Source organism: Amaricoccus macauensis (assembly GCF_049800915.1).
Classification (GTDB): domain Bacteria; phylum Pseudomonadota; class Alphaproteobacteria; order Rhodobacterales; family Rhodobacteraceae; genus Amaricoccus; species Amaricoccus macauensis_A.
On the sequence record NZ_JBNAFY010000004.1, the window covers coordinates 80,096 to 104,963 of the forward strand.

The window sequence follows — 24,868 nt, forward strand, 5'->3', positions numbered from 1 at the left end:
GGGAAGCCGTATCACACAGAATGTGGCTTCTCTCACTCCGCCGCAGGCTTCACGGAACTCGAGGCAAATGCCCAGAGACGCTCGACCTCCGGGCGGCTTCGCTCGATGGAACGATAGAGCCGGATCGACACCGTCTTGGCATGGCTTTCATCGCCCGCGAGCTTCAAGGCCCCCCATTTGAGCTCGTTCCGGATCGAGATCTCCGGCAGCCATGCCAGCCCGCCGCCTCCGACAGCCACCGCTTTCAGCGCCTCGGTCATGGAATTCTCGTAGTGGAACTTCAGCCGCGAACCCAGCGCGGAGCCCGAAACGATCGGGTTGATGATGCGCCCCATGAAGCACTCCGGCGGATACCAGAGATAGGGAATGTCCTCGTCGCGCCTGAGATCGTATTTCGGCGCGCCGTCCTTCCGCGCGGCACTCACCGGCAGGATGCGGTCCACCGAAAGTTCGATGGAGGGAAAGAGATTGATGTCGAGCGCACTCGGAACGCTCGGATGCGCATAGCAAAGCATCAGGTCGGAGGAGCCGGACATGATCGCCTCCACGCAACCCGAAAGATTGTCCGCCACCATGCGGATCTGAATCTCGCCGATACCCTCCTGCACCTGCGCGATCCATTTCGGAAAGAAGTTGATCGCCATGGTATGCAGCCCGGTGAACGCGACCAACGGACCTGAGCGCGGCACCAGCCCCTTCGCCTCCTCGCGGGCATATTGCAGCGTCTGAACGGTTTCCTCGGCCTGCTTGCGGAACGCCTCCCCGGCGGGCGTCAGCGCGATCGGGTAGACGCCGCGATCCACAAGAGGCGTGCCGACCCAATACTCCAGATTGCGAATGCGCCGGCTGAAGGCCGGCTGACTGACATTTCGTGTCTCGGCTGCCTTCGAGAAATTCCCGGTGATCGAAAGCGTGAGGAAATCCTCGAGCCAGCTCAGTTCCACGCCTGTCCTCCTTGCATTGCCTCACCCCCACCTAACATGCGTCAGCGCGATTGCTTATGCAAATTTTGCATGATGCATGTCGAAACGGCATTGGATATGCGCCCCTCGCTCGATCATAAAAAGTTTAACGAAACGGCCTGACCGCAGCGGAGCCCCGGAGCAAACCACCACGCTCATAGCTCCAGACAGGGCGGGCCAAATCGTCGAATGCCTGACTGACTGAACCGGGCGCGCACGCATGAACACATGCGGCGAACGGGAGAGTTCTGCCATCGCGGCGCTCCCGATCACCGCGCTCGGCCCGATCCACCGGGGCTGTCCCCGACTCAGAGACCTAGAACCGCACGCCACCGCGCACCAAGCAGGAGCAAACGACATGGACCAAACATCCGGCACATCGCAGGGCCTTTGGGGCCGCTGGAGAGCAATGATGCTCTGGAAGCAGATCTTCATAGCCCTCGGGGCGGGGATCGTCATCGGCGTCATCCTGAACCAGACCGGGAATGAAGCCGCTGCCACCGCAATCAAGCCGGTGGGCACCATCTTCATCAATGCGATCAAGATGCTGATCGTCCCGCTGATCTTCGTCTCGCTCGTGACCGGCATGACGTCCATGCACGACATGACCAAGATGGGCCGCATCGGGCTCAAGACCGTGGCGCTCTACCTCGGCACCACCGCCGTTGCCATTACCATCGGCCTTGCCCTCGGGGTGATCTTCCAGCCGGGCGCCGGTCTCGACATGACCGCCTCCGCCGCCGCGGAAGCGCAGGAAGCACCTACCCTCGTCGAAACCATAACCGGCCTCGTTCCGACGAACCCGATTGCCGCCTCCGCCGACGGCAACGTGCTCCAGATCATCGTCTTCGCCATCTTCTTCGGCCTCGCGATCAACCTCTCGGGCGAAAAGGGCAGGCCGGTGCGCGACTTCTTCGAGGCGCTCTCCGAAGTCATCTACAAGCTGACCGCGATCATCATCGCCTTCGCCCCATACGGTGTTTTCGCGCTCATGGTCTGGGTCGCAGGCACCTACGGGCTCGACCTCCTGCTGCCGCTCGGCACGGTGATCGGTGCTGTCTACCTCGGCTGCGCCATCCATGCGCTGCTCGTCTATGGCGGCCTGGTGAAATTCGGTGCCGGCCTCAATCCGGTCCGCTTCTTTCAGGGCGTCCTGGAGCCGCAGATGGTGGCCTTCACCAGCACCTCCAGCTCCGGGACCCTCCCCGTCACCATGACCGCCGTGCAGAAGAACCTCGGCGCCTCGAAGGGTGTCTCCAGCTTCGTGCTGCCGCTCGGCGCCACGATCAACATGGACGGCACCGCTCTCTACCAGGGTGTCTGCGCCCTCTTCGTGGCCCAGGCCTTCGGCGTTGATCTGGGAATGGGCGACTACATCACCATCATCCTCACCGCGACGCTCGCCTCCATCGGCACCGCGGGCGTGCCAGGCGCCGGCCTCATCATGCTCTCGCTGGTTCTCACCTCGGTCGGCCTGCCGCTCGAAGGCGTCGCGATCATCGCCGGCATCGACCGCATCCTCGACATGGCACGCACCGCGCTGAACGTCACCGGCGACAGCGCCGTCACCGTTGTGGTCGCGAAAAGCGAAGGCGAGCTTGACGTCGAGGCCTATGACACGCCCCATGTCATGGACGCTCCCAAACTGAGCGAAGCCATCTCCTGAACCGGAGCCCGGGAGCGGCGCGACCGTGCGCCGCCTCTCCCCTGACCTTCACCCGCTGCCACGGACCCAAGGATAATGACCTATCAGTCCCCCAAGAGAAACAAGCTCGGTATCGTCGGCGGGCTCGGCGCCATCGGCGGCGCCGACCTGCTGATGAAGATCATCAAGTCCACACCTGCCGGCGGCGACCACGAGCAGCTCGACATCAGCTTCGAGCAACAGCCCTTCGACGACGCCGGCGCCATTGCCGACGCGCACTACAACCCGAACCACCGCAAGTTCTACGTCTACAACACGCTCAAGGAAATGGAGCGTAGAGGCTGCCAGATCGCCCTCCTGCCCTGTTTCATATCCCACAGCTTTCTGGGCGAGGTCGCTCCCGAGGTCAGCCTCACCGTTCTGAGCCTCGTCGATGCCGTTCAGGACAAGCTCGCCCGCGATCACCCCGAGGCCCGGCGCGTCGGTGTCATCACCTCGAGCTACGTGCGCAAGACCGGGCTCTTCGATCGCGCACTCGGCCCGTCCCGCGAGGTGATCTACCCCGACGACGACGTGCAGAGCTCGGCCGTCATGCCCGCCGTCTACGGACCCGCCGGCATCAAGGCCGGACGACTGAGCGGCAACTCCGTCGAATGGCTCGCAGAAGCCTGCGAGAACCTCGCCAGCCTTGGAGCGGATGTCATCATTCTCGGCTCCACCGAGCTTCCCATCCTGATCGACACGCTGCGTCCGCGCATCGCGACCCCGATCCTCGACGTCAACCAGGCCTACGCCGAATACGCGCTGGCCCATGGCGGCGCAGGCCGGTCGCAACCTTTCAAGATCGGCGTCGTGGGCGGCGTCGGCCCCGCAGCGACGGTTGATTTCATGGACAAGGTCGTGAAGCGCACCAAGGCCGCGCGCGATCAGGATCACATCAAGATGGTCGTGGAGCAGAACCCGCAGATCCCGGACCGCACCGCGAACCTCATCAGCGATGGCGACGATCCGACCATCCCGCTCTATTCCACCTGCAAGCGGCTCGAGGCGGATGGCGCGGATGCCATCGCCATTCCCTGCAACACCGCTCATGCCTATGTCGCCCGGATCCAGAGCCACCTCGGCGTGCCGATCGTCAACATGCTGACCGAAACCGCAGCCCACATCCGGGCCGCCCACCCCGAGATCCGCAACGTCGGGCTGCTGGCAACCGCCGGCACCGTGGCTTCCGGCGTCTACCAGGAGGCGCTCGAAGCCGTGGGACTCACGCTCATCACGCCCGATGCACCGATGCAGGACCGCGTCATGGCCGCGATCTACGGGGAAAAAGGCGTGAAAGCCGGTTTCACGACCGGTCAATGCCGAGAGGACCTTCTCGCCGCCATCAAGCACGTGCGCGACAAGGGGGCGGAGGCGGCCATCCTCGGATGCACGGAACTCCCTCTGATCGCACCGGATGGCGCAACCTCCGAGGGGCTTCCCGTCCTCCTGGACCCGACGGACATTCTCGCGCGGAAATGCGTGTCCGTGGCGCAGGGCACCGCAGCACCCTCGGCTCAGACCGCATAGGAGCACCGCCCCTCACGGATCGGGGCAGGCACGCTCCCAGACCGACCGGGGGAGAAGATGCACCCCCGGCACGGCCCGCTCACCTTCCCCGACGATATGGCCCACACCCTCGGCCATGACCGCGAGCGTGACATCGAAGGCATTGAGACTGTCGCCCTCTCCGGCCGTCAGGTTCGCCATTGCCCCGCCAACGAACAGATGCACCTCCCGCCCATTGCCCAGGCGGTAGGTCGTGATGCTGGGCAGGCTTTCCTCCGCCGGCAACTCCAGCAACGGACCAAGCTCCATCTCGTCGATCCGGTGACCGGCATTGAGCAGGATGCAGCCGTTCTTGAGCCCCGCAATCACCTCGAACGGCAGCACATGGCGCGCACCCGTGGCGGTGACAATCACATCCGCGACGGGGGCAAGCCTGTCAACCGAACCGGTCGGCCACCCGTCATAGCGGGCTTGCAGGATGCGCGCCGGATCGGTCTCGGCCACCTGAACCATTCCGCCAAAAGCGCGGGCAGACGCCGCCAGCCCCTGCCCCACCGAACCATAGCCGACAACGAGCACGGTCTTCTCGTGAAGGCTGAGAAGGGTCCGGTTGAGGAACGCCGCCCATGTTGTCAGTCCGACCATGTGGCGGTTGTGCAGCCCCTCCTTCACCGGCAGATCGTCCCAGTTGAAGATCGGCCAGGGCGGCAGGTTCCACTGCAACCGATTGATCCCTGACCCGGTGGCCTCCAGCGCCGCGCGCACCGGCGGCATGGGACGGTCGTGCGTCAGCAGGAAATGGGTATAGTCCGCACCCATCTCGCTCAGATGGGTCGGCCCCCAGTCGAGCCCCGCGGCAACCGCGGCCCGCCAGTCCTTATCTGCCATGTCCTTCCAGGCTTCGACCCGCGCTCCGCAGGCCCGCATGGCCTCGACCACGTCGTCGCGAACCGTCGCGGGATTGCAGGTGGTGATGAAGAGCGCCGCTCCGCGATGCACAAGCCCCTCGACGAGCGGTACCATCTTCATGTCGAGATGCATGCTCATGGCCAGCTTGACGCCCGCCATGGCGGGCAGACTTTCGATGGCCCGCCGCGTGCGGGGCATGTGCCGCCGCGCCCATGCGCTGGTGATCTCCGTCATGTCTGGCACATCCCCGTTCTGGCCCCGAACCGGCCCCTCGGCCATCTTGCGAATGGTATATATGCCCGAACCGCTCAGCCATGGCGCCATTCTTGTCACCACTGACATCAATCGTGCACTTATACATTTTCTCATTGCATATCATGATGCGCTCCCCGGCGGCGGCGAAAAACCGAACCGTAATCAGGAAGGCCCGGTCCCCGTTTTCCAGTTCCCTAAGCGCAGGCCCGCTTTCCTACCGCAGCGTGTCTCCAGCCTCACAGGAAGCAGTCATGCCGGAAAGCTCGATCCTGACCAAAGCGATGGCATTGATGGACTTGGTCACAGAGGCCGAGACGCCGCTAAACCTCGCCGAAATTACCTATACCTGTGGCTGGCCCAGAAGTTCGGTCCATCGTCTGCTGGTATTGCTGCGCGACGCCGATGTGCTGAGCTGTGACCCGGAGTGGCAGACATATGACCCTGGATCCCGCCTGATGCGGTGGGAGGTGCGAACGCAGACCCGGCACCATATCGCACGGATCGCGGCACCACACATGAAGACACTCTGCCGCGCGACGAAGTTGCGGGTGGCCCTGTCAGTCCTGGATGCGCGATCGGTGCTCTTCATTCATACCGAAGAGGTCGGCCTTCCGTTTCGCCTCGCAGATCGAACAAGTGAAGCAAGACGGCTTTGCCGTCAGTCTGCAAGAGGAATTCCGCCAGACCTGCGACATCGCCGTGCCCGTTCGGGATGACCGTGGCCACATCTTGGCCGCGCTGAGCCTATGGAAGGTGAGCGACGAGGATGACGATGATCTCGCCCGCGTCAGGATAGTTGCCGACGATCCATTCCTTCCGCACCAGGAAATCGCGGGGTGTCGGCACCACAAATTGCGCGGCCCAGCCGCCATTCGCTGCAGCTGGACCGAATGGCGACAAAGGTGCGGACGTCAGTTGTCAACCAACGAGGCCAGGAACTCGCCACCGACACCCCTTCCCTGCGTCAGCCCATTGACCTTTTCCACAATGGCAGCGGCATCAATGCCATGGTGTCGATAGAGGTCGCCAATTGTGCCGGTCTGGCCGAAGTGCTCAACACCCATGGGAATGGTTTGGTGCCCCCCGACAGAGCCAAGCCACGAGAGAGTCGCGGGGTGGCCATCTATCACGGTGATGATCTTGCAATGGGACGGAAGCCCGGACATCTTCGCCTCGATATGGGACTGTGCCGCCTTGTTGCCACGTGATCGGGCACGTTGCGCTGCCGTCCACCCCGCATTGAGCCGGTCCGCCGAGGTCACGGCCAAGACGCCGATATCTCTGCGAACTTCCCCAATCAGGCCAGCGGCCTTGATCGCTTCAGGGGCAACGGCGCCCTGGTAGGCGATGACCACGTCACAATTCGGACCCGGCTTGCGCAGCCAATAGGCGCCGTCGATAGTCCCCTGACGGAAATCTTCGTCGCCCCGCTTGCCCGGTTGCTCAACCGGATTGGTCGTCAGGCGCAGATAGACGGAACCACCGGTTTCGTCCCGCAGCCAAGTACGTTCGCATGGATCGCCTTCGCCATCGCGCTGGATATAGTCGAACGCCCACTCCATGATCACGGCCAACTCGTCCGCGAAGGCGGGTTCGAACGAGGCCAGCCCGTCCTGGCTCATGCCGATCAGAGGAGTGCCGACAGATTGGTGCGCTCCACCTTCGGGGGCCAGGGTAACGCCTGAAGGCGTGCCGACCAGAATGAAGCGCGCATCCTGGTAACAGGCGTAGTTCAACGCATCGAGGCCGCGAGCAACGAAGGGATCATAGACAGTGCCGATGGGGATCAGGCGCTTGCCGAAGATCGAATGCGAAAGGCCTGCCGCTCCCAGAAGGAGCATCAGGTTCATCTCCGCGATACCAAGCTCGATATGCTGACCTTCCGGCACAAAATCCCATTTGGCGGTGGAGGGAATGCGGTGCTTTGAGAACGCATCGGCCTGCTGGGAGCGCGCAAACAGCTTTCGTCGGTTCACCCAGGGCCCGAGATTTGTGGTCCCGGTCACGTCCGGCGAGGTTGTGACGATCCGCGCGGCCAGATCGCTGTCGCCCTTGGAGAGATCGTCGAGGATCTTGCCGAACGCCATCTGGGTCGAGGTCTCGCGCGAGGTGTCGATGGCGATCGCGGGCACGGCCACCTTGTCGTCGCGGTATCGGCGCGTGCCCCGGACGAAGAACGGCACCCGGGCCAGGAAATCCTGCAACGCCGCCGGATTGTCGACCGTCGCCATCGGCTCCCATTCCATTCCTTCTTCGACACCCATATGGGCCTGCCACGCCATGAACTGCGCCTTGTTCATGAGGCCACCGTGATTGTCCTTGTGGCCAGCAATGGGCGTGCCCCAGCCCTTCACCGTATAGGCAAGGAAGCAGGTCGGGCGATCATGGTCGATGGCAGCGAATGTCTCGGCCATTGTCTCGACGCAGTTGCCGCCGAGGTTCTCCATCAGCCTGGCCAGTTCCTCGTCGCTGCGTCGGTCGATCAGGGCAGAAACATCGCCCTGATCCCCCAGGTCGTCCATCAGCCGCTTGCGCCAGACCGCGCCTCCCATGAAGGTCAGCGCCGAGTATTCCTGGTTCGGGCAGCCATCGATCCAGTCCCGCAACTTTTCGCCACCGGGCTCCTCGAACGCCGCGCGCTGATAAACGCCGTGCTTCACCCGCACCACATCCCAGCCGAAAGCGTCGAAGATCTTCTCGATGCGCTCGAACAGCCCCTCCCGAACGATACCGTCGAGCGAGTGTCGGTTGTAGTCGATGATCCACCACGTGTTGCGAAGGTCGTTCTTCCAGCCTTCCTGCAGCGCCTCGTAGATATTGCCCTCGTCCAGCTCGGCATCGCCCACCAGCGCCACCATGCGACCCATGCGGACATCAGCGCCCCAGCTCTTCGCCTTTATGTAATCCTGAATGATCGAGGCAAAGGACGTGAATGCCACACCAAGCCCCACGGACCCGGTGGAGAAATCCACATCATCGATATCCTTGGTCCGGCTGGGATAGGACTGCACACCGCAGAAGCCGCGGAAATTTTCCATCTTCTCGCGGGTCTGGTTCCCCATGAGATACTGCATCGCGTGGAAGATCGGCGAGGCATGAGGCTTTACCGCCACTCTGTCCTCGGGCCTCAGCGCCGTGAAGTAGAGCGCGGTCATGATCGACACCATGGAGGCAGACGATGCCTGATGCCCACCAACCTTGATCCCGTCGACCTTGGGACGCACGTGGTTGGCGTGATGGATCATCCAATGCGACAGCCACAAGAGGCGCTGCTCAATGATCTTCAGATGAGTGGAGTCAACGGGCATGGTAGGGTCTCTCGGTCAGATGGTATGGTCCGCCCACGCCTTGCGGGCGAAGTTCTCGCAAAGTGAGAAAAGCCTAGCCATCCTTGTAATGGTAGCTGTAGCCGTTCAGCGCGGGTGCGCCGCCGAGATGGGCGTAGAGAACTCTGGAGCCCTCCGGAAAGAAGCCCTTGCGAGTCAGGTCGATCAGGCCCTGCATGGATTTTCCTTCATAGACCGGATCGGTGATCATCGCCTCGGTCCGCGCAGCAAGCCGGATGGCGTCGTTGGTTTCTTCCGAGGGCACGCCATAGGCCGGATAGGCGTAGTCGGGGTTGATGACGATCTCGTCCTCACGCACCTCACGGCCCAGCCCAACCAGCTCGGCTGTCTTGTCGACGATCCCGTGCACCTGTTCGCGGGTCTGCTCAAGAGTGCCGGAAGCGTCGATCCCGATCACCCGGTCGGCGCGGTCCTGCGCGGCGAAACCAACGATCATCCCGCCCTGGGTCGAGCCCGTCACGACGCAAACCACGATGTAGTCGAAGGTGAAGCCAAGCTCTTTTTCCTGCTCGGCCACCTCTTCGGCAAATCCGACATAGCCGAGGGCACCGTATTTGTGGACGGAGGCTCCTGCCGGGATCGGATATGGCTTGCCACCGGCATCCTTGACTGACTGGATCGCATCTTCCCAGCTCTTGCGAATGCCGATGTCGAACCCGTCGTCCACGAGTCGGCTGTCGGCGCCCATCAGGCGGGTCATCTGAATATTGCCGACCCGGTCATAGACGGCATCGTAATGCGGCACCCACTTTTCCTGGATCACGACGCATTTCATACCCAGCTTGGCCGCAGTTGCGGCAACCATACGGGTATGGTTCGACTGCACCCCGCCAATCGAAACCAGGGTATCCGCGCCGGACGCGATGGCGTCGGGCACGATGTACTCCAGCTTGCGCAGCTTGTTGCCGCCCATGGCGAGGCCGGAATTGCAGTCCTCGCGCTTGGCAAAGACCTCGACCTTGCCGCCAAGTTCGGTCGACAGGCGAGGCAGGTGTTCGATCGGCGTCTTGCCGAACGTGAGCGAATAGCGTTCGAAGTTTTCGAGCAATGACATCGGGCATCTCCTGAAGGGGTGTCTGCCTGGATGATAGAGAAAGCTCCGAAGAATGTGCTTTCATAAATGCAGGCGTTTCATTACATCTTCATAGATACACACACGATGAAACTTCTCTGAAGAAACTATCATCACCAAGTTTGGAAGATTCTTTCATGGCGGATCTGGACCGAATCGATATCAACATTCTAAGGATCCTTCAGACCGACGGGCGACTCACCAATGCGGAACTGGCTTTGCGCGTGAATGTCAGTGCCCCCACCTGCCACCGCCGCACCCAGCGACTGTTTGAGGAAGGTTACATCACCGGCGTTCATGCTCAGATCGCGCCGAAACCCGTTGGCCTTGGCGCGGTCGTCATGGTCGGTGTGGTACTCGACCGCTCCACGCCGGAAAGCTTCGAGGCCTTCGAGCAGGCGGTCATCAAGTTGAAACAAGTGCTGGACTGCAATCTCGTCGCCGGGGATTTCGACTACCTGCTGAAAATCCGCGTCCGCGACATGTCGGATTTCAACAAGCTGCACGGCAAGCAACTCATCGCTCTTCCAGGTGTGCGCCAGACGCGGACTTTCTTTGTCATGAAGGAAGTCAAGGACAGCGCCCCTCTGCCGTTTTGAGACCTGGGACAGCTGCCCTCAGGATATCCTGCACAGCCATATGAATATGTCCCAGCGCTTCGCGGGGCTGCTTTCAGCCAGCAAGTGATGGGCAATTGCGCGAAACGCCTCGCTATTTATCCATTCTTAAAATGATAATCTGGATGTTCTGAACCAAAGCTCTTCGCAGTATTCGCGCAAATCTCTTCGACCCTCACTCATAGCAGTTACACGGCCTATGCCTGAGATTTTGGTGATGGTCTTTTGCAAGCGCCGACAATCATGAGGCACTTTTCGGTCCTTTGCGTTGCCTTTCCCCCGTTCGCTGGGCCAGCGCAGTTTGCGCCGAGACTGCGAAGGCGGGCAAGAAGACGGATGGATTGCGGGCCTATCTGTTGTCCGCCCCGCTGGACTTCGACTGCGCAATTCAGGAGCGCGAGACCTGCCGTCGCGCCATTGCTGGTACAAGTGAAGCCCCGATGCGTGTCCTCGCTCCTCGGCTTGCGGAGGAGCGCCAAAACCATAGATCAGAAGCCGAGGCGATCGAACGCCCCCTCGATGGCGCGCTTTCTTTCGATCGGGTACCAAGGGCTCTGATGGAAGAGCGCGGCCATGTAAGCGCGGCGTGAATAGTCGGGCCATCCCTGGCGAATCCGCGCGAGACCTTCCATGGCTCCACGGCGGTCGCCGCAGATCTCGTTGACCCAAGCCGCCACGGCCAAAGCAAAGGCGTGGACGTTCGGATGATCGGCAATGCGTCGGGCATGACGCAGAGCCTCATCCGTCTTGCGGTCAAAGCAGAGAAGATGCGCCATGATGCAGTGGAACGCGAAGGCCATCGGGTCGAGCGGGCTCAGGCGGATTGCCGCCCGGCAGGAGCACATGGCTTCGGTTTCTCGACCAGTCAGATACTGCGTGTATCCCAGTGAATAGTGCCCGATGGCGAAGCTCGGGTTGAGCGACACCGCGCGCTCGAGATTCTCGGCAGCCGCTCTCAGATCGCCCGAGAACCAGTGCGCTCGACCCAGAGACCAGTGGCCCAGCGGGTCTTGGGGATCCAGAGCGATGCTCTCCAGCGCGAAGTCCCGCGCTTTTCGCTGACTGGTCTCGCGATCCTTCGCGAGGCCGAAGAAAAGCTCCTGCCAGGCTTGCCAGGATCGTGCCGCGGCGATCCGTGCGCAAGAAGGGTCAGAGCGCGCAGCAGCCCGCAGGGTTTCGTCAACCGCGGCAAGGGTCGTCGGATCCTGCCTTTGCAAGAGACTCATTCCGCGGTGCAGCCCGATCCAGGGCGCCACTCCGCGGACAGGCGCAATCATCGCCTGCTTCTGTTCGTTCAGCTCGATCTCCCTCTCGACCGCGGAAACAATCAAGCTGCACACTTCCTCCATCAACTCGGCCACATCGGTGCCGCGTCGCATTACGCGGTCCGCCCACAGGATCCGCTCCGTCCGCGCGTCCACGAGGGTAACCTGAAGGGTCAAGACTTCGCAGACATCCTGCAGGTCCCCTTCTACGAGATATTCGACATCGAGCGCCTCGGCCGCCGCCATGCGACCGTTCTCGCGTGGGATGGCCTCGGCGCTGGCGCTCGCTGCGACTGTCAGCCAACGCGCGCGTGCCAGACCCACGGCGATGTCACGGGCCAGAGCCTGCGCAACGGGTTCGGTCCCAAGCGCCCGAGCGGCAAACGGCAGAACGCCAACGGTCACGTGACCCGAGCGCCATTCTGCCACGGGCGGACGGAAGCTGGCCTTTGCGCGCGCATGGCCTCCGCTCTCCGCCGAAAGCTCCGGTCCCCGGAGAAGCCGGTATCCGGTACCCGGCACGGTCTCGATCCACTCGGGCACCCGCGCCGCGTCGCCAAGCACCCGGCGGATCTCGCGTATGCAGCCGGGCAGCACGCCCGGTGAGACGCTTCGCCCGGCCCATACCCGGTCGATCAGGCTCTCTTTCGTGAACAGGTGCTCGGGTCGGCTCGCCAGTAGGGCCAGCAAGTCGAAAGTTTTGGGTCGCAGACGGACCGACACGCCATCGACCAGGAGGCGGCGCTCCGCAAGCTCTATGCGCACCGTGCTTACCATCAAGCCAACCTTAGCAAAATTTCAAAAGAATCTCATCTCCAAGGCGAAGCAGGCGGCGCAGAATAGCCAAGCAAGCAAGTCTGTTTGGAGGAAATCATGAAGTCAGCATTCGTTGTCGCCGCAGTCGCGCTGATGACCACGACCTCGGTCGCTCAGGAGCCCCCGCGCTTCTTCTCGGAGACATATCCGTCGCATGCGCTCGGGCCAGCGATGCAGTGGTACGGGACCCTCGGAGACGAGGGCGCGGAACTAAACGCCATGACCAGGGAACTCGTCATGCTAGGGGTTTCCGCCCAGATTCCGTGCGACTACTGTGTTTATGCCCACGCCGAGAATGCCCGTTCCGCGGGGGCGACAGAGGCGCAGATCAAAGAAGCAGTGGCGGCGGCCGCGGCCGTCCGCATGTGGAGCACGGTGCTCAACGGCATGAGCTACGACTACGCGGCTTTCACAGCCGAATTCGACAAGATGCACGCCGGCACAGGCCAGTGAAGCCCATCCCTGGTCCCGGTAGGGTGACAGCGCCGGAACCAGGAACAGTCAGTCGAGCGCCACCCGACCGAACAGAGCAAGCCGGACCGTGTATCGGGCCGAACTCTCTGGGACGGGCATTGAAGCCCGGCCATCCATAGTGCGGCGATGGCGGCACGGGGCTCTAGTTGGATAGGTGCCCGGCCACGCGACCCGGAAGATATCCGTCGGCGACACTCCCACCAGACGAACTCCAGATGATCAGAAATCGAGATTCTCGACGCTCAGTGCATTGGACTGGATGAACTCGCGGCGCGGCTCGACTTCGTCACCCATGAGCTTGGTGAACACCTCGTCGGCCTCGTCGAACTGATCGATCCGTACCTGAAGCAGCGTCCGCGCCTCCGGGTCCAGCGTGGTTTCCCACAGCTGATCGGGGTTCATTTCACCCAACCCCTTGTAGCGCTGAAGACTGACGCCCTTCTCCCCTTCCTTCGTGACTGCGTCCAGAAGCTCGCTCGGGGCGTGGATAAGCATCTCGCGATCCTTGCGGGAAAGCCGCGCCACTTCGCCGTAGATCTCTTGCAGCCCTTCGGTATGGTTTGCGAGCCGCCGTGCTTCCGCCGAGCGCATGGCGCCGCCATCGAGAATGCGCACCTCATCGACCCCCCGAAGGGTGCGCCAGAGCCGGATGCCATGATCCTGGGTTGGCCGTCCCTGCCAGCCACGCTCGTATTCCAGTGCGATAAGGTCGAGCCGTGCCGCCACCCGATCCGCAGTGCCCTGCGGATCGTCGTCGAGCACGCCCGGCACCAGCGCGCCTGCGATCGCGGCCTGTTCGATCACGTGCCGCGCGTAGTGGGTCGGGAAGGCGTTGAGCGCAGCGCGCACCTGCCGCGCCTGCTCGACCACCCGCGCCAGATCCGCACCCGCCAGAACCGCGCCGGATCCAAGCCGCAGGGTCGTGCCGTCGAGCCCCTGCTCGATCAGGTAGTTGTCGAGCGCCGTCTGGTCCTTGAGATAGACTTCCGACTTGCCGCGCGCGACCTTGTAGAGTGGCGGCTGGGCGATGTAGAGATGCCCCGCCTCGATCAGCTGCGGCATCTGCCGGAAGAAGAAGGTGAGCAGCAGCGTGCGAATATGTGCGCCATCCACATCCGCGTCCGTCATTATGACGATCTTGTGGTAGCGCAGCTTGTCCATATTGAACTCGTCGCGCCCGATGCCGGTGCCCAGCGCCGTGATCAGCGTGCCGATTTCCTGGCTCGAAAGCATCCGGTCGAACCGCGCGCGCTCCACGTTGAGGATCTTGCCCCTCAGTGGCAGCACCGCCTGGTTCTGCCGGTGGCGCCCCTGCTTGGCCGAACCGCCCGCGCTGTCACCCTCGACGAGAAATATCTCGGCCTTGGAGGGATCCTTTTCCTGGCAATCCGCGAGCTTGCCGGGCAGGTTCGCCACATCCATTGCCGTCTTGCGCCGGGTCAGCTCGCGCGCCTTCCGCGCCGCTTCGCGGGCAAGTGCGGCCTCGACGATCTTGCCGACGATGCTGCGCGCATCCGCCGGGTTCTCCTCGAACCATTCCGCAAGCTTCTCGTTCACGAGCCCCTCGACCGCGGGCCGCACCTCGGAGGAAACCAGCTTGTCCTTGGTCTGGGAAGAGAACTTCGGATCGGGCACCTTCACGGACAGAACGCAGGTCAGACCCTCGCGCGCATCGTCGCCCGAGAGATTGACCTTCTCCTTCCGCGCCAGACCGCTCGTGCCCACATAGCTGTTGATGGTGCGAGTCAGCGCCCCCCGGAACCCGGCAAGATGCGTTCCGCCATCGCGCTGCGGGATGTTGTTCGTGAAGGGCAGAACGCTCTCGTGATAGCTGTCGTTCCACCACATGGCGATCTCGATCCCGATGCCGTCCCGCTCGCCGGAGATGAACACCGGTTCGGAAATCAGGGGCGTCTTGGAACGGTCGAGATAGCGCACGAATTCACGCACCCCGCCATCATAGAAGAGATCCGCCTCTTGGACTTCCGTCGAGCGTTCGTCGCGCAGCGCGATGCGCACACCGGAATTCAGAAACGCCAGTTCGCGGAGCCTGTGCTCGAGCGTCTTGAAATTGTAGTCGAGGTTCGAGAACGTGTCGGTCGAAGCCAGAAACCGCACCTCCGTCCCGGACCTCTCGCCCACCGGGGCAACCCGCTTCAGCGGCTCCACCGTCTCGCCGCGTTCGAACCGGGCGTAATGCTCGTAACCTTCACGCCAGATCCGAAGCTCGAGCCAGTCCGACAGCGCGTTCACCACCGAAACGCCGACGCCATGCAGACCGCCCGACACCTTGTAGGAATTCTGGTCGAACTTTCCGCCCGCGTGGAGCTGGGTCATGATGACTTCGGCCGCCGAAACGCCCTCGCCCTCGTGAATGCCAACTGGGATGCCCCGACCGTTGTCGCTCACGCTGACCGAATGATCCGCATGCAGGGTGACCGTCACCTTGTCCGCATGACCGGCCAGCGCCTCGTCGATCCCGTTGTCGACGACCTCGTACACCATATGATGTAGCCCAGACCCGTCGTCGGTATCGCCGATATACATCCCCGGCCGTTTGCGAACGGCCTCCAATCCCTTGAGAACCTTGATGGAATCTGCGCCATATTCGTCTGGCAGGCGGGCGGGTTCGGCCATTCGCGGGGGCATCCTTTTTGTTGAGCGGGCAGTCTACTCGCAGTGAAAGGGAATGTCACCCCCAACCCTCCCGGCGCAGCGAGCGAAAGCCACGCCGCTTCAATGCGTTAACCATATTCGAATTCCCCTTGCGCCGCCCGGGTGCCGCTTCGCAGTTCAGCCGGCGCCCAAGGCACGGAGATAGAGCATGTAGTCGCCCGCCTCGCTCGGCCGCACCGCACGGGGCTGAAAGCCGGATCCGGCCAGGAGCGCAATCGCCGGAAAGTTGCCCGCCGCACAGATTGCCGAAACGTCCCGGCCGCCGGATTTGCCGAGGACATGCCCAAGAAGAGTTCGCGCGACGGATCTGTGCCGATATGCCGGATAGACGGAAAGCACATGAATGCAGAGCGAGCCCGGCACCAGATTCTCCAGTTCCTGCAAGGGACGCACGAGCCCGGGGAGACGCCGCGCAGTTGCGTCCTGCTCAACGAGTGGCGCGATGACTGCAAGACCGGCTATCTCGCCTTCCATCTCCGCAATGACCGCGCTGCGCCAGGAGGTTGCCAGTGGCGGTGGGCCCGACAAACCCTGACCCTGCCAGGCCCGCTCGATGGGCAGCGCCTGTCCACGCCAGAATTGCAGCGCTGGCCCCTCACCCATGAAATCGACGAGCCGGACCATATCGGACAGATCCTCGGGTTTGGCTGGTCGGAGCCCGATCCCTTGCCCCGGCCGGTCGCAGCTTTCGACTGTCATGCCTACCCCTGAATTCGATCCCGGCCCGCCATGGAGCGGCACAATGCGGGTGCCTGCCTCATCTATTGATGTCGTGCCGATATGTCCGTTACGTTTTGGTTACGAAGTTTGTTGCACCTGAGACCGGTGCGCGCCGTGACAAAGCTCACACTCCCGAGAACTGTATCATATCGCACTGTTCCGGTCGGCGGTTCTTGTGCGATGCCGAAGAGCACGCTAACTATCGATATTCGCCGAGGAAATGGACCATATGGCCCGAAAGCCCACCCGCCGCAGAAAGCAGCCGCCGAAACCGCCGCTCCTTCAGCGGCTCAGAGGCGATTTTCTGACCGGCCTTGTCGTCGTTCTGCCGGTCTTCCTGACCATCTATCTCGTCTGGGTGACGATCGGCTTCGTGGATTCCCGCGTCGTTCCACTGATCCCGAGCCGCTACAACCCCGAGAACGTGTTCGGCCGGAACATCTTCGGCTTTGGCGTCGTGGTCTTCTTGACGTTCACGACCCTCGTGGGTGCGATGACCAAGGGGTTCATCGGACGCCGCATCCTGACATGGGGCGAGGGCATCGTCGAACGCATGCCGATCGTCCGCTCGATCTACAATGGCATCAAGCAGATCGCGGAAACGATCTTCAGCCAGAAGAGCAATTCCTTCCAGAACGCCTGCCTGATCGAATATCCACGCCGCGGGCTTTGGGCCGTCGCATTCGTGTCGACCGACACGATGGGTGAAATCAAGGCGAAATCCGGCGAGGAAGAACTGGTCAGTGTGTTCCTGCCGACCACGCCGAACCCCACTTCGGGCTTTCTGCTCTTCGTGCCCCGGAAGGATCTGCATGTTCTGGACATGAGCGTGGAAGAAGCCGCCAAGCTCATCATCTCCGCAGGTCTCGTGGAGCCGGAATACCCCCGGCCTCCGCGCTCGTCCGGGAACGGAAACGGTGGAAACGGAAACGGATCTCAGCGCGCTCGTCGCACGCGCGGATGAAGGCCGCGCGCCCCACGGGGGCGTAGAGATTGCTTCCTTCAGCCTGCAAAAGCCCCGTGACACTTGTCACACACCAGGGTTTCTCTTCGGCAACAGACCGCCGGAAGGGTTGGTCTTGACACGTTTCTGTCTACATAGTGTCACATACCGGGGGTAAAGAGCGGGAAAATTGGTGATGGGAAAGGATAGACCGATGAAGATCGCGGTCTTGGGTGGTGACGGCTTCGTAGGATGGCCGACATCGCTGCATCTGTCTGAAGCCGGGCATGAAGTCCATATTGTCGATAATCTCAGCCGGCGCTGGATCGATACCGAGCTTGGTGTCCAGTCATTGACGCCCATGGATTCGATCCAGGAGCGTTGCCGGATCTGGCATCAGGAAACCGGTCGACGCATCCACTTCCACCTGATCGATCTCGCCAAGGAATACGAGATCCTCAAGAAGTGGCTGGACGAGGAAAAACCGGACGCCATCATCCACTTCGCGGAGCAGCGCGCCGCGCCCTACTCGATGAAGTCGGACCGTCACAAGAACTACACGGTCTCGAACAACGTCAACGCGACGCACAACCTGCTGAACGCGCTGGTGGAAATCGATCTCGACGCGCATCTGGTCCATCTGGGGACCATGGGCGTCTACGGCTATTCCACGATCGGAGCCGCCATCCCCGAAGGCTACCTGAACGTCGGCGTCGAGACCCTCGACGGCTCGGTCAAGGATATGGACATCCTCTACCCGACGCGCCCCGGTTCGGTCTATCACATGACCAAGTCGCTCGATCAGATCTTGTTCCAGTTCTATGCCCAGAATGACGGGCTCCGGATCACCGATCTTCACCAGGGCATCGTATGGGGCACCCATACCGAACAGACGCGCCGCCACGAGCAGCTCATCAACCGGTTCGACTATGACGGCGATTACGGCACCGTGCTGAACCGCTTCCTGATCCAGTCCGCCATCGGTTATCCCATCACCGTGCACGGCACCGGCGGTCAGACCCGCGCCTTCATCCACATCCAGGATTCGGTGCGCTGTATCGAACTGGCTCTGAAGGATGCGCCCAAGCGCGGCGAAAAGGTCAAGATCTTCAACCAGATGACTGAGACCCACCGGGTGCGCGATCTTGCCGAGATGGTCGCAAAGCTCACGGGTGCAGATATCGCCTGGCTGCCCAACCCGCGCAAGGAAGCCGCCGAGAACGATCTGATCGTGAAGAACGAGCAGTTCCTGGCCCTCGGACTCGATCCGATCACCCTGGCCGAAGGTCTGCTGGAAGAGGTGGTCGAGGTCTCGAAGAAGTATTCCTACCGCGTCGATCGCAGCCGCGTGGCCGCCGTGTCGGCCTGGACCAAGGAAATCGCAAAGGTCGTCGAGCGCGATCCGGAACACCGCAACCTCAAGTCGGTTTCCTGATCTCCTGACGCATGGCACCCGGAGCATTCGGGCTCCGGACCGCCCGTCCGCGCCCGGCCCACCGCTCGGCGCGGCCCCTTCCTCGAGTTTGCCTGCATGACCAGCCGCGCCTACGTCACCCTTGTCACCAACGACGCCTACCTGCCCGGCGCCATCGCGCTTGTCCGTTCGATCCGCCACACCGGCACCCGCGCGGATATCGTCGTCATGCACACCGGGGCCGTCGCATCCGAAACCCTCGCCCCCCTGACCGCACTCGGCGCGACGCTCTTCCAGGCCGACCTTCTGCCCACCTCGACCGCGTTCAACAACGCCCACGCCAAGCGCGAGATCCACGGCAAGAACCCGTTCACCAAGGGCGAAAAACCGAGCTTCCACACGCCGCTCGACAATTTCGTCAAGCTGCGCCTCTGGCAGCTCACGCGGTATGAGAAGATCGTCTTCATCGACGCCGACGCGCTCGTCCTCCGAAACCTCGATCGCCTCTTCGACTACCCCGAGTTCTCCGCGGCCCCGAATGTCTACGAAAGCCTCGTCGATTTCCGCCGCATGAACTCCGGTGTCTTCGCCGCGCGGCCCTCGGAGGCGACCTTCAACGCAATGCTAACGGCGCTCGACACACCAGGCGCCTTCTGGAAACGCACCGACCAGACCTTCCTGCAGCACTTCTTCCCGGAGTGGAACGGGCTCACGGTCTACGACAACATGCTGCAGTATGTCTGGTTCAACATGCCCGACCTCTGGGACTGGTCGATGATCCGCGTCCTGCACTTCCAGTATGAAAAGCCCTGGCAGGAAGATCACCCCAAGGCGGAGAAGCTCCAGCCGCTCATCGACCTCTGGCGGGCCTTCTACACCGGCAAGGGCATTCCGGCCGACATTTCCGCTCTGCCCGGACCGAGAGGCGCGGCCACCTGATGCATGTGCTCCTCACCGGCGGCACGGGCTATGTCGGCCGTTTCATCGCCGAGAAGCTGCACGCATCGAACCATGAAGTGATCCTGCTGGGACGAAACGGGCTCTCTCCCCATGCGTTCCACCCCTGGAGCCTGACCGACCCTTCTCCTGTCCTGCCCCGGGCCGACGCGCTCGTCCACTGCGCCTATGATCATGTTCCGGGCGCCTATCGCGGCGGCGAAGGCGACGATCCTGAAGGCTTCTGGGCCCGAAACCATGACGGCTCGGTCGCGCTCTTTGACGCCGCCGAACGCGCAGGGGCCTCCCGTATTGTATTTCTATCCTCCCGCGCGGTCTACGCCGATGCCCGCCGCGGCGAGACGCTGCGCGAAACGGACCCGGCGGAACCGGACTCGCTTTACGGCAAGCTCAAGCTCTCCCTCGAAAAAAACCTGGCCGACCGCCCCGGCCTGACCGCCGCCTCGGTCCGGGCCACCGGCATCTACGGCACCGCACCGGGCAATGGTCGAGACAAGTGGCGAGACCTGTTCACGGACTATCTTGCCGGCAAGCCAATCAAGGCGCGCATGGGCACGGAACTGCATGGTGAGGATCTTGCCGCCGCCGTTCTGCTTCTCGTCGAGTCAGGCGCAGCGGGCGCCTTCAATGCCTCGGACATCCTGCTCGACCGCCACGACCTGCTCGAGCGCGTCCAGAAGCGCATCGGCTGCCCACACCCCCCACCCGAACGATTCTCCGGGACGCCACCGGGCATCATGGACACACAGAAGCTCCAGGACATGGGCTGGTCACCCGGAGGCATGAGGCGCCTCGCAGATTACCTCAGCGCCGCGTCACTCGAACGGATGAGCCGCGATTAAACTGACGGTAAGTCAAATCAGCTATCTCCACCCTGATCGGGAGCTGGAGATGGCTGATGTATGGCATGATCAATGAGGGAATCCGTTCCTTCATCGTCGAGAACCACGGGCAGGAAGCCTGGCGGGACATCTGTGCCACAGCCGGTCTGAAGTGCACCGAGTTCGAGCGCATGACCAACTACAGCGATACGCTGACCTATGACCTCGTCGGCGCCATCAGCCAGCATACTGGCCTTCCCGCCAACGACGTGCTCAAGGTTTTCGGAGAATATTGGCTCGAGTTTGCCGGAACGACCAGGTTCGGAAGCCTGATGCGGCTGGCCGGGCGCACATTCGTCGAACGCTTGCGCTGGCTAGATGACATGCACGACCGGATCGTGACGTCCATGCCCGGCCTGAATCCACCCTCCTTTGAACTGGAGGTGATCGAGGACCGCAGGTTCCACCTTCACTATTTCTCGGACCGCGAAGGGCTCGCTCCCATGGTCATCGGGTTGCTATACGGCCTCGCCGCCGAGACGGGAGACGTGATCGAGATCCGCCACATGATACATCGTGGCGACCAATCCGATCATGATGTCTTCGAAATAACGATGCAGAGCTAGGGACCGGGCTTCATGACCATCGATGCGAGTGCGAAATTCGGACTTTCTGCCGACGTTATGGACATGCTGTTTCCCTTGCATGTTACCGTCGATTCCGCCGCAAGAATCGAAACCATGGGCCCGACCCTGCGCAAGGTCGTCGGGGCCGATTTCGTGGATCGCTCATTCTTCGAGGTCTTCACGGTCGAGAAACCGCGCCGCGTCACCAATGCCGACGCATTGCGCAAGCACTTGAGCGCAAAGCTGCACGTGCGGGTAAAGGGCGCCGACGGAAAACCGATCAGCCTGCGCGCCGTGGTTGCACCGCTCAGTTGCGACAGGTCTCGATGCTTCGTGGACCTCGCCTTCTGCGCAGACTTGAAGGAAATTTTCGAGCGGTTTGAACTCAATTGCGCCGATTTCAAGCCAAATGATTCGACCGTCGACGCCTTCTTCACGTTCGAAACCCAGAAGACACTGCTTGAGGACAGCCAGAAACTCGCAGTCGAACTTTCGACCGCCAAGGAGGAAGCCGAGCGCAAGGCCTATATCGATCCTGTCACCGGAATCGGAAACCGGCGCGCGCTTCATGGAAGACTCGACGAATTGCTCGAGGGCAAGGCACAGCCCGGTTCGGACCACGCTCTTCTGCATATCGACCTCGACAAGTTCAAATCCGTGAATGACACCTTCGGGCACAACGCGGGAGATCAGGTGCTGATACACACGGCCCGCGCCATTCAGGAAGTGGCAGGTCCCGGCGATCTCCCCGCCCGGATCGGGGGGGACGAGTTCGCGCTCGTGCTCACCCGCGCGCCTGGAAACGCCGAGTTGACCCGAATGGCCAGCGAGTTGATCGCATGCATCTCGGCCCCGGTCCGCGCGGACGGGCATGTCTGCCAGGTTGGCGCCAGCATCGGCATCGCCCGCTTCCGGCCCGGTGGCGGCCTGAACGCCGGCCGGCTGCTCAGCCACTCGGACATCGCGCTCTACAATGCCAAGGAATGCGGAAACTCGACGACACTTCTCGAACCCGAGATGATCCGCGAACAGGAGCGAACCAAATCCCTGATAGCGGAGGTCGAGGCCGGCATCCGGAACAACGAGTTCGTGCCGTATTTCCAGCCTCAGGTCGATCTGTCATCCGGCCAGATTCACGGGCTCGAGGTTCTCGCGCGCTGGAATCACCCCCGCCACGGCACGCTTCCACCTTCAACTTTCCTCGAAGCCGCGATCCGCTCCAACCTGATGGGGGAGATTGACCGGCAGGTCCGGCAGAGCGCCATGCGTGTCTTCTCGGGCTGGCTGAGTTCCGGCAAGGACCTCGGGCGGCTTTCCCTGAACCTGACCGCCTCTAACCTGCGCTCGAGCGGATTCGTCGAAGACTTGCTCGACGAGATGCTCACGTCCGGCCTCGGTCCCGGCACGATCCAGCTCGAGCTTCTGGAGTCGATTCTCTTCGATCAGTCGGATGCGTTTCTCGTCCGCCAGTGCCAGGCACTCCGGTCCGCCGGCTTCCTGCTCGCCCTCGACGATTTCGGGACCGGTCATTCCTCGATTGCCACTCTCATCGAGGCTCCGGTGTCCATGCTCAAGATCGACCGCTCCTTCGTGTCTGGCCTTGGGCAGAATCCGAAACTCCTGCGTGTCACCGGCTCAATGCTGGCAATGGCGGGCCAGATGGGTCTCGAAGTTCTGGCCGAAGGTGTCGAGCGCCGCGAGGAACTCGAATTCCTGGTCAACAACGGCTGCCGACTGTTTCAGGGCTACTTCTTCGCCGCCCCCATGGAGGAAGAGGAAGCGCTGCTCTGGATCGAGAACTGGCAGAAGGAGCCGGTGCAGCTCGCCAGTTGATCCCTGCTTCCGCCGGCAGCGCTCCTCCTCCCTTGCCCTATTCGGACGCCCACCACACTTCCGGCGCCCAGCCGATCCAGTCGCCATAGACCGGAAGCTCCTCCGGGAAGTGCAGGTTCGCCGCGTGGGCGATGTAGCTCTCGTCATTGAACCAGAACGGCACCACGTAGCGCCCTGCGGTCAGCACCCGGTCGAGCGCCCGAACCGCCGCAACGAACCCCTCGCGATCCGGCGCGGAAAGCAGCTCCCCGATCAAGGCATCGACCGCGGCCGAATCCACTCCGGCGTAATTGCGCGTGCCGGGCGTTTCCACCCCGTTGCTGCCCCAGTAGAGATACTGCTCGTTGCCCGGACTGAGCGAGAGATTCCACGCGCCCACGATCATGTCGTAGTCATAGGCGCTGATGCGTTCGTTGTATTGCGCGCTGTCGACCCGCTCGATCGCGATCTCGATGCCGAGCTGGCGCAGGCTATCACCATAAAGATTCGCCACCGCCTCGGCATTCCCGGCCCAGCGATCGCTTACACCAGAGATCAGGATCTCGAACCGGAAAGGCTCGCCCGCACCGTTGCGCAGCACGCCATCCTCCACAGTCCAGCCCGCTTCGGACAGAAGACGCGAGGCCGCGCGCATGTTGCGTCGGTTGCGTGGGCTGCCATCAGCCACCGGCAACTCGTATCCCTCCAATGTTCCGGGTGTCAGATCGTCGGCGAAAGGTGCAAGAAGATCCGCGACGAGCCCCTCCGCAGCACCGCCCGACATGCCGAGTTCCGAGTTGGAGAAGTAGCTGCTCACCCGCGGCAGCGCCCCCCCGTTCAACGTTTGATTGATGAACTGGAAATTGAATGCCTGGATCAGCGCCTCACGCACCTGCCAGTCGGAGAAGAGGTCGCGGCGCGTGTTGAAAACGAAACCCTGCATTCCGGAAGGACGCGCATGCGGAATCTCGTCGAGCACGATCCGCCCCGCGCTCACCGCCGGGAAGCCGTATTCGGTTTCCCAGAGCATCGGAGAGGTCTCGCGGTAGAAGTTCACCTCCTCGGCCATCACCGCCTGGAACCGCACCCCCGCATCGACAAAATACTCGTATCGAATGGTATCAAAATTATGCAATCCCTGATTGTAAGGAAGATCCTGCCCCCAATAGTCGGGATTGCGTGTGAACTCGATGTAACGGCCCGGCTCGAAATTCCCCACGAGATAAGGCCCCGAGCCGGTCGGAACCCTCAGGGAGGAGGCGGAAAACGATACATCCTCCCAATCCGATTTTTGAAGTACCGGACGCAAACCGATGATGAGAGGTAATTCCCGATCAGCTTCCGCGAAAGTGAACCTCACCGAGCGGGGCCCCGTCTGCTCGACCTGTGCCACTTTCGCCCACGCATTTGCGTAACGAGGCTGTCCTTCGGACGCCAGGGTCTCCATCGACCAGATCACATCCTCCACCGTGACGGGCGAGCCGTCGGAGAATCGAGCCTCGGGCCGCAGGGTGAATTCGACCCAGTCGCGCTCCGGACCGGTCTCGATTGATTCGGCCAGAAGCCCGTACATCGTGAAAGGTTCGTCCCAATTCTGGGCCATAAGGGTCTCGAAAACGTGAGATCCCACCCCCCAGGGGGCGGTTCCCTTCAAAATGTAAGGATTAAGGGAATCAAAGCTGCCGACCTCTCCGAAGATCACACGCCCCCCCTTGGGCGCCTCGGGATTGGCATAAGGCAGAGACACAAAATCCGGTGGCAGAGCCGGCTCTCCATACATAGCAATGCCATGCGAAGGCTCCGCAGACCCAACATCTGGGAGCAGTCCGATCGCCAGAATACAACCCCAAATCCACCCACGATTGCGTGACATTTTCATCACATTCTATGTCCTCCGTTAACTGTGATCGACCTTATAGGGGGTTATGGGCGTGCGCATCACGATTTTAGGCTTGGCGATAGATTGTTGATTTTGTATAAGGGTTTCAC

At 62.1% G+C, this 24,868-nt stretch carries 20 protein-coding genes; 12 read left to right on the forward strand and 8 right to left on the reverse strand.

Going from position 1 to position 24,868, the window contains the following annotated elements:
- Window positions 1–32: 32 nt before the first annotated feature.
- Window positions 33–944, reverse strand: coding sequence for a LysR family transcriptional regulator (locus tag ACP15W_RS11030; RefSeq protein WP_424932944.1), 912 nt, complete (start codon window positions 942–944; stop codon window positions 33–35).
- Window positions 945–1,320: 376 nt separating this feature from the next.
- Here ACP15W_RS11030 and ACP15W_RS11035 point away from each other — a divergent pair, with 376 nt between their 5' ends.
- Both ACP15W_RS11035 and ACP15W_RS11040 read left to right on the forward strand, forming a co-directional pair.
- On the forward strand, window positions 1,321–2,628 hold the full coding sequence (locus ACP15W_RS11035) for a dicarboxylate/amino acid:cation symporter (RefSeq protein ID WP_424932945.1): 1,308 nt from the start codon (window positions 1,321–1,323) through the stop codon (window positions 2,626–2,628).
- Window positions 2,629–2,703: 75 nt separating this feature from the next.
- Window positions 2,704–4,176, forward strand: coding sequence for an aspartate/glutamate racemase family protein (locus ACP15W_RS11040; RefSeq protein WP_424932946.1), 1,473 nt, complete (start codon window positions 2,704–2,706; stop codon window positions 4,174–4,176).
- 12 nt (window positions 4,177–4,188) lie between these two features.
- On the opposite strand, the gene ACP15W_RS11045 is transcribed toward ACP15W_RS11040, so the two are convergent.
- Window positions 4,189–5,388 carry an adenosylhomocysteinase gene (locus tag ACP15W_RS11045; protein WP_424932947.1) on the reverse strand — a complete coding sequence of 400 codons (1,200 nt, stop codon included), beginning with the start codon at window positions 5,386–5,388 and terminating at the stop codon, window positions 4,189–4,191.
- 182 nt (window positions 5,389–5,570) lie between these two features.
- On the opposite strand from ACP15W_RS11045, the gene ACP15W_RS11050 reads away from it, so the two are divergent.
- Entirely contained in the window at window positions 5,571–6,035 is a 465-nt protein-coding gene (locus ACP15W_RS11050; protein ID WP_424932948.1) for a helix-turn-helix domain-containing protein, read from the forward strand.
- A complete protein-coding gene (locus ACP15W_RS11055; protein WP_424932949.1) occupies window positions 5,956–6,339 on the forward strand; it encodes a hypothetical protein in 384 nt (127 codons plus the stop codon). Before ACP15W_RS11050 ends, ACP15W_RS11055 begins: the two co-directional genes overlap by 80 nt.
- On the opposite strand, the gene ACP15W_RS11060 is transcribed toward ACP15W_RS11055, so the two are convergent.
- Together ACP15W_RS11060 and ACP15W_RS11065 are read right to left on the reverse strand one after the other, a co-directional pair.
- Window positions 6,231–8,627 carry a transketolase gene (locus ACP15W_RS11060; RefSeq protein ID WP_424932950.1) on the reverse strand — a complete coding sequence of 799 codons (2,397 nt, stop codon included), beginning with the start codon at window positions 8,625–8,627 and terminating at the stop codon, window positions 6,231–6,233. The two genes, ACP15W_RS11055 and ACP15W_RS11060, sit on opposite strands and share 109 nt — an antisense overlap.
- 73 nt (window positions 8,628–8,700) lie before the next feature.
- A complete protein-coding gene (locus tag ACP15W_RS11065; protein ID WP_424932951.1) occupies window positions 8,701–9,720 on the reverse strand; it encodes a 1-aminocyclopropane-1-carboxylate deaminase in 1,020 nt (339 codons plus the stop codon).
- A gap of 155 nt (window positions 9,721–9,875) precedes the next feature.
- On the opposite strand from ACP15W_RS11065, the gene ACP15W_RS11070 reads away from it, so the two are divergent.
- Window positions 9,876–10,337 carry an Lrp/AsnC family transcriptional regulator gene (locus ACP15W_RS11070; protein WP_424932952.1) on the forward strand — a complete coding sequence of 154 codons (462 nt, stop codon included), beginning with the start codon at window positions 9,876–9,878 and terminating at the stop codon, window positions 10,335–10,337.
- 506 nt (window positions 10,338–10,843) lie between these two features.
- Here the strand turns inward: ACP15W_RS11070 and ACP15W_RS11075 are convergent.
- Window positions 10,844–12,397 (reverse strand): winged helix-turn-helix domain-containing tetratricopeptide repeat protein, encoded by a 1,554-nt coding sequence (locus ACP15W_RS11075; RefSeq protein WP_424932953.1) that lies wholly within the window; start codon window positions 12,395–12,397, stop codon window positions 10,844–10,846.
- A 96-nt stretch (window positions 12,398–12,493) separates the two neighbouring features.
- Here ACP15W_RS11075 and ACP15W_RS11080 point away from each other — a divergent pair, with 96 nt between their 5' ends.
- A complete protein-coding gene (locus ACP15W_RS11080) occupies window positions 12,494–12,889 on the forward strand; it encodes a carboxymuconolactone decarboxylase family protein (protein ID WP_424932954.1) in 396 nt (131 codons plus the stop codon).
- Between the two features lie 240 nt (window positions 12,890–13,129).
- On the opposite strand, the gene gyrB is transcribed toward ACP15W_RS11080, so the two are convergent.
- The gene (gene gyrB / locus ACP15W_RS11085; RefSeq protein WP_424932955.1) at window positions 13,130–15,547 is read right to left on the reverse strand and encodes a DNA topoisomerase (ATP-hydrolyzing) subunit B; all 2,418 of its coding nucleotides are present in this window, start codon (window positions 15,545–15,547) and stop codon (window positions 13,130–13,132) included.
- A 156-nt stretch (window positions 15,548–15,703) separates the two neighbouring features.
- Complete coding sequence (locus ACP15W_RS11090; RefSeq protein WP_424932956.1) at window positions 15,704–16,285, reverse strand: N-acetyltransferase family protein; 582 nt, start codon at window positions 16,283–16,285, stop codon at window positions 15,704–15,706.
- A gap of 250 nt (window positions 16,286–16,535) precedes the next feature.
- Between ACP15W_RS11090 and ACP15W_RS11095 the strand changes: the two genes are divergently transcribed.
- The 6 genes from ACP15W_RS11095 (at window position 16,536) to ACP15W_RS11120 (ending at window position 22,900) form a co-directional block, all read left to right on the forward strand.
- Window positions 16,536–17,270 carry a DUF502 domain-containing protein gene (locus ACP15W_RS11095; RefSeq protein WP_424932957.1) on the forward strand — a complete coding sequence of 245 codons (735 nt, stop codon included), beginning with the start codon at window positions 16,536–16,538 and terminating at the stop codon, window positions 17,268–17,270.
- 193 nt (window positions 17,271–17,463) lie between these two features.
- Window positions 17,464–18,684: an NAD-dependent epimerase/dehydratase family protein gene (locus ACP15W_RS11100; protein ID WP_424933397.1), complete on the forward strand. Its 1,221-nt coding sequence runs from the start codon at window positions 17,464–17,466 to the stop codon at window positions 18,682–18,684.
- Window positions 18,685–18,780: 96 nt separating this feature from the next.
- On the forward strand, window positions 18,781–19,602 hold the full coding sequence (locus ACP15W_RS11105) for a glycosyltransferase (RefSeq protein WP_424932958.1): 822 nt from the start codon (window positions 18,781–18,783) through the stop codon (window positions 19,600–19,602).
- On the forward strand, window positions 19,602–20,462 hold the full coding sequence (locus tag ACP15W_RS11110; protein ID WP_424932959.1) for an NAD-dependent epimerase/dehydratase family protein: 861 nt from the start codon (window positions 19,602–19,604) through the stop codon (window positions 20,460–20,462). Before ACP15W_RS11105 ends, ACP15W_RS11110 begins: the two co-directional genes overlap by 1 nt.
- Window positions 20,463–20,518: 56 nt before the next feature.
- Window positions 20,519–21,067, forward strand: a complete 549-nt coding sequence (locus tag ACP15W_RS11115; RefSeq protein WP_424932960.1) for a heme NO-binding domain-containing protein — start codon at window positions 20,519–20,521, stop codon at window positions 21,065–21,067.
- Between the two features lie 12 nt (window positions 21,068–21,079).
- The gene (locus ACP15W_RS11120) at window positions 21,080–22,900 is read left to right on the forward strand and encodes a putative bifunctional diguanylate cyclase/phosphodiesterase (protein ID WP_424932961.1); all 1,821 of its coding nucleotides are present in this window, start codon (window positions 21,080–21,082) and stop codon (window positions 22,898–22,900) included.
- 37 nt (window positions 22,901–22,937) lie between these two features.
- On the opposite strand, the gene ACP15W_RS11125 is transcribed toward ACP15W_RS11120, so the two are convergent.
- Window positions 22,938–24,758: an extracellular solute-binding protein gene (locus tag ACP15W_RS11125; protein ID WP_424932962.1), complete on the reverse strand. Its 1,821-nt coding sequence runs from the start codon at window positions 24,756–24,758 to the stop codon at window positions 22,938–22,940.
- Window positions 24,759–24,868 lie beyond the last annotated feature (110 nt).

Bases quoted from the DNA above. Each gene is read 5' to 3' on its own strand.
- ACP15W_RS11035 (WP_424932945.1), top strand. From the start codon at position 1,321: ATGGACCAAACATCCGGCACATCGCAGGGCCTTTGGGGCCGCTGGAGA.
- ACP15W_RS11040 (WP_424932946.1), top strand. From the start codon at position 2,704: ATGACCTATCAGTCCCCCAAGAGAAACAAGCTCGGTATCGTCGGCGGG.
- ACP15W_RS11045 (WP_424932947.1), bottom strand. From the start codon at position 5,388: ATGGCGCCATGGCTGAGCGGTTCGGGCATATATACCATTCGCAAGATG.
- ACP15W_RS11050 (WP_424932948.1), top strand. From the start codon at position 5,571: ATGCCGGAAAGCTCGATCCTGACCAAAGCGATGGCATTGATGGACTTG.
- ACP15W_RS11060 (WP_424932950.1), bottom strand. From the start codon at position 8,627: ATGCCCGTTGACTCCACTCATCTGAAGATCATTGAGCAGCGCCTCTTG.
- ACP15W_RS11065 (WP_424932951.1), bottom strand. From the start codon at position 9,720: ATGTCATTGCTCGAAAACTTCGAACGCTATTCGCTCACGTTCGGCAAG.
- ACP15W_RS11070 (WP_424932952.1), top strand. From the start codon at position 9,876: ATGGCGGATCTGGACCGAATCGATATCAACATTCTAAGGATCCTTCAG.
- ACP15W_RS11075 (WP_424932953.1), bottom strand. From the start codon at position 12,397: ATGGTAAGCACGGTGCGCATAGAGCTTGCGGAGCGCCGCCTCCTGGTC.
- ACP15W_RS11080 (WP_424932954.1), top strand. From the start codon at position 12,494: ATGAAGTCAGCATTCGTTGTCGCCGCAGTCGCGCTGATGACCACGACC.
- gyrB (WP_424932955.1), bottom strand. From the start codon at position 15,547: ATGGCCGAACCCGCCCGCCTGCCAGACGAATATGGCGCAGATTCCATC.
- ACP15W_RS11090 (WP_424932956.1), bottom strand. From the start codon at position 16,285: ATGACAGTCGAAAGCTGCGACCGGCCGGGGCAAGGGATCGGGCTCCGA.
- ACP15W_RS11095 (WP_424932957.1), top strand. From the start codon at position 16,536: ATGGCCCGAAAGCCCACCCGCCGCAGAAAGCAGCCGCCGAAACCGCCG.
- ACP15W_RS11100 (WP_424933397.1), top strand. From the start codon at position 17,464: ATGAAGATCGCGGTCTTGGGTGGTGACGGCTTCGTAGGATGGCCGACA.
- ACP15W_RS11105 (WP_424932958.1), top strand. From the start codon at position 18,781: ATGACCAGCCGCGCCTACGTCACCCTTGTCACCAACGACGCCTACCTG.
- ACP15W_RS11110 (WP_424932959.1), top strand. From the start codon at position 19,602: ATGCATGTGCTCCTCACCGGCGGCACGGGCTATGTCGGCCGTTTCATC.
- ACP15W_RS11115 (WP_424932960.1), top strand. From the start codon at position 20,519: ATGTATGGCATGATCAATGAGGGAATCCGTTCCTTCATCGTCGAGAAC.
- ACP15W_RS11120 (WP_424932961.1), top strand. From the start codon at position 21,080: ATGACCATCGATGCGAGTGCGAAATTCGGACTTTCTGCCGACGTTATG.
- ACP15W_RS11125 (WP_424932962.1), bottom strand. From the start codon at position 24,758: ATGAAAATGTCACGCAATCGTGGGTGGATTTGGGGTTGTATTCTGGCG.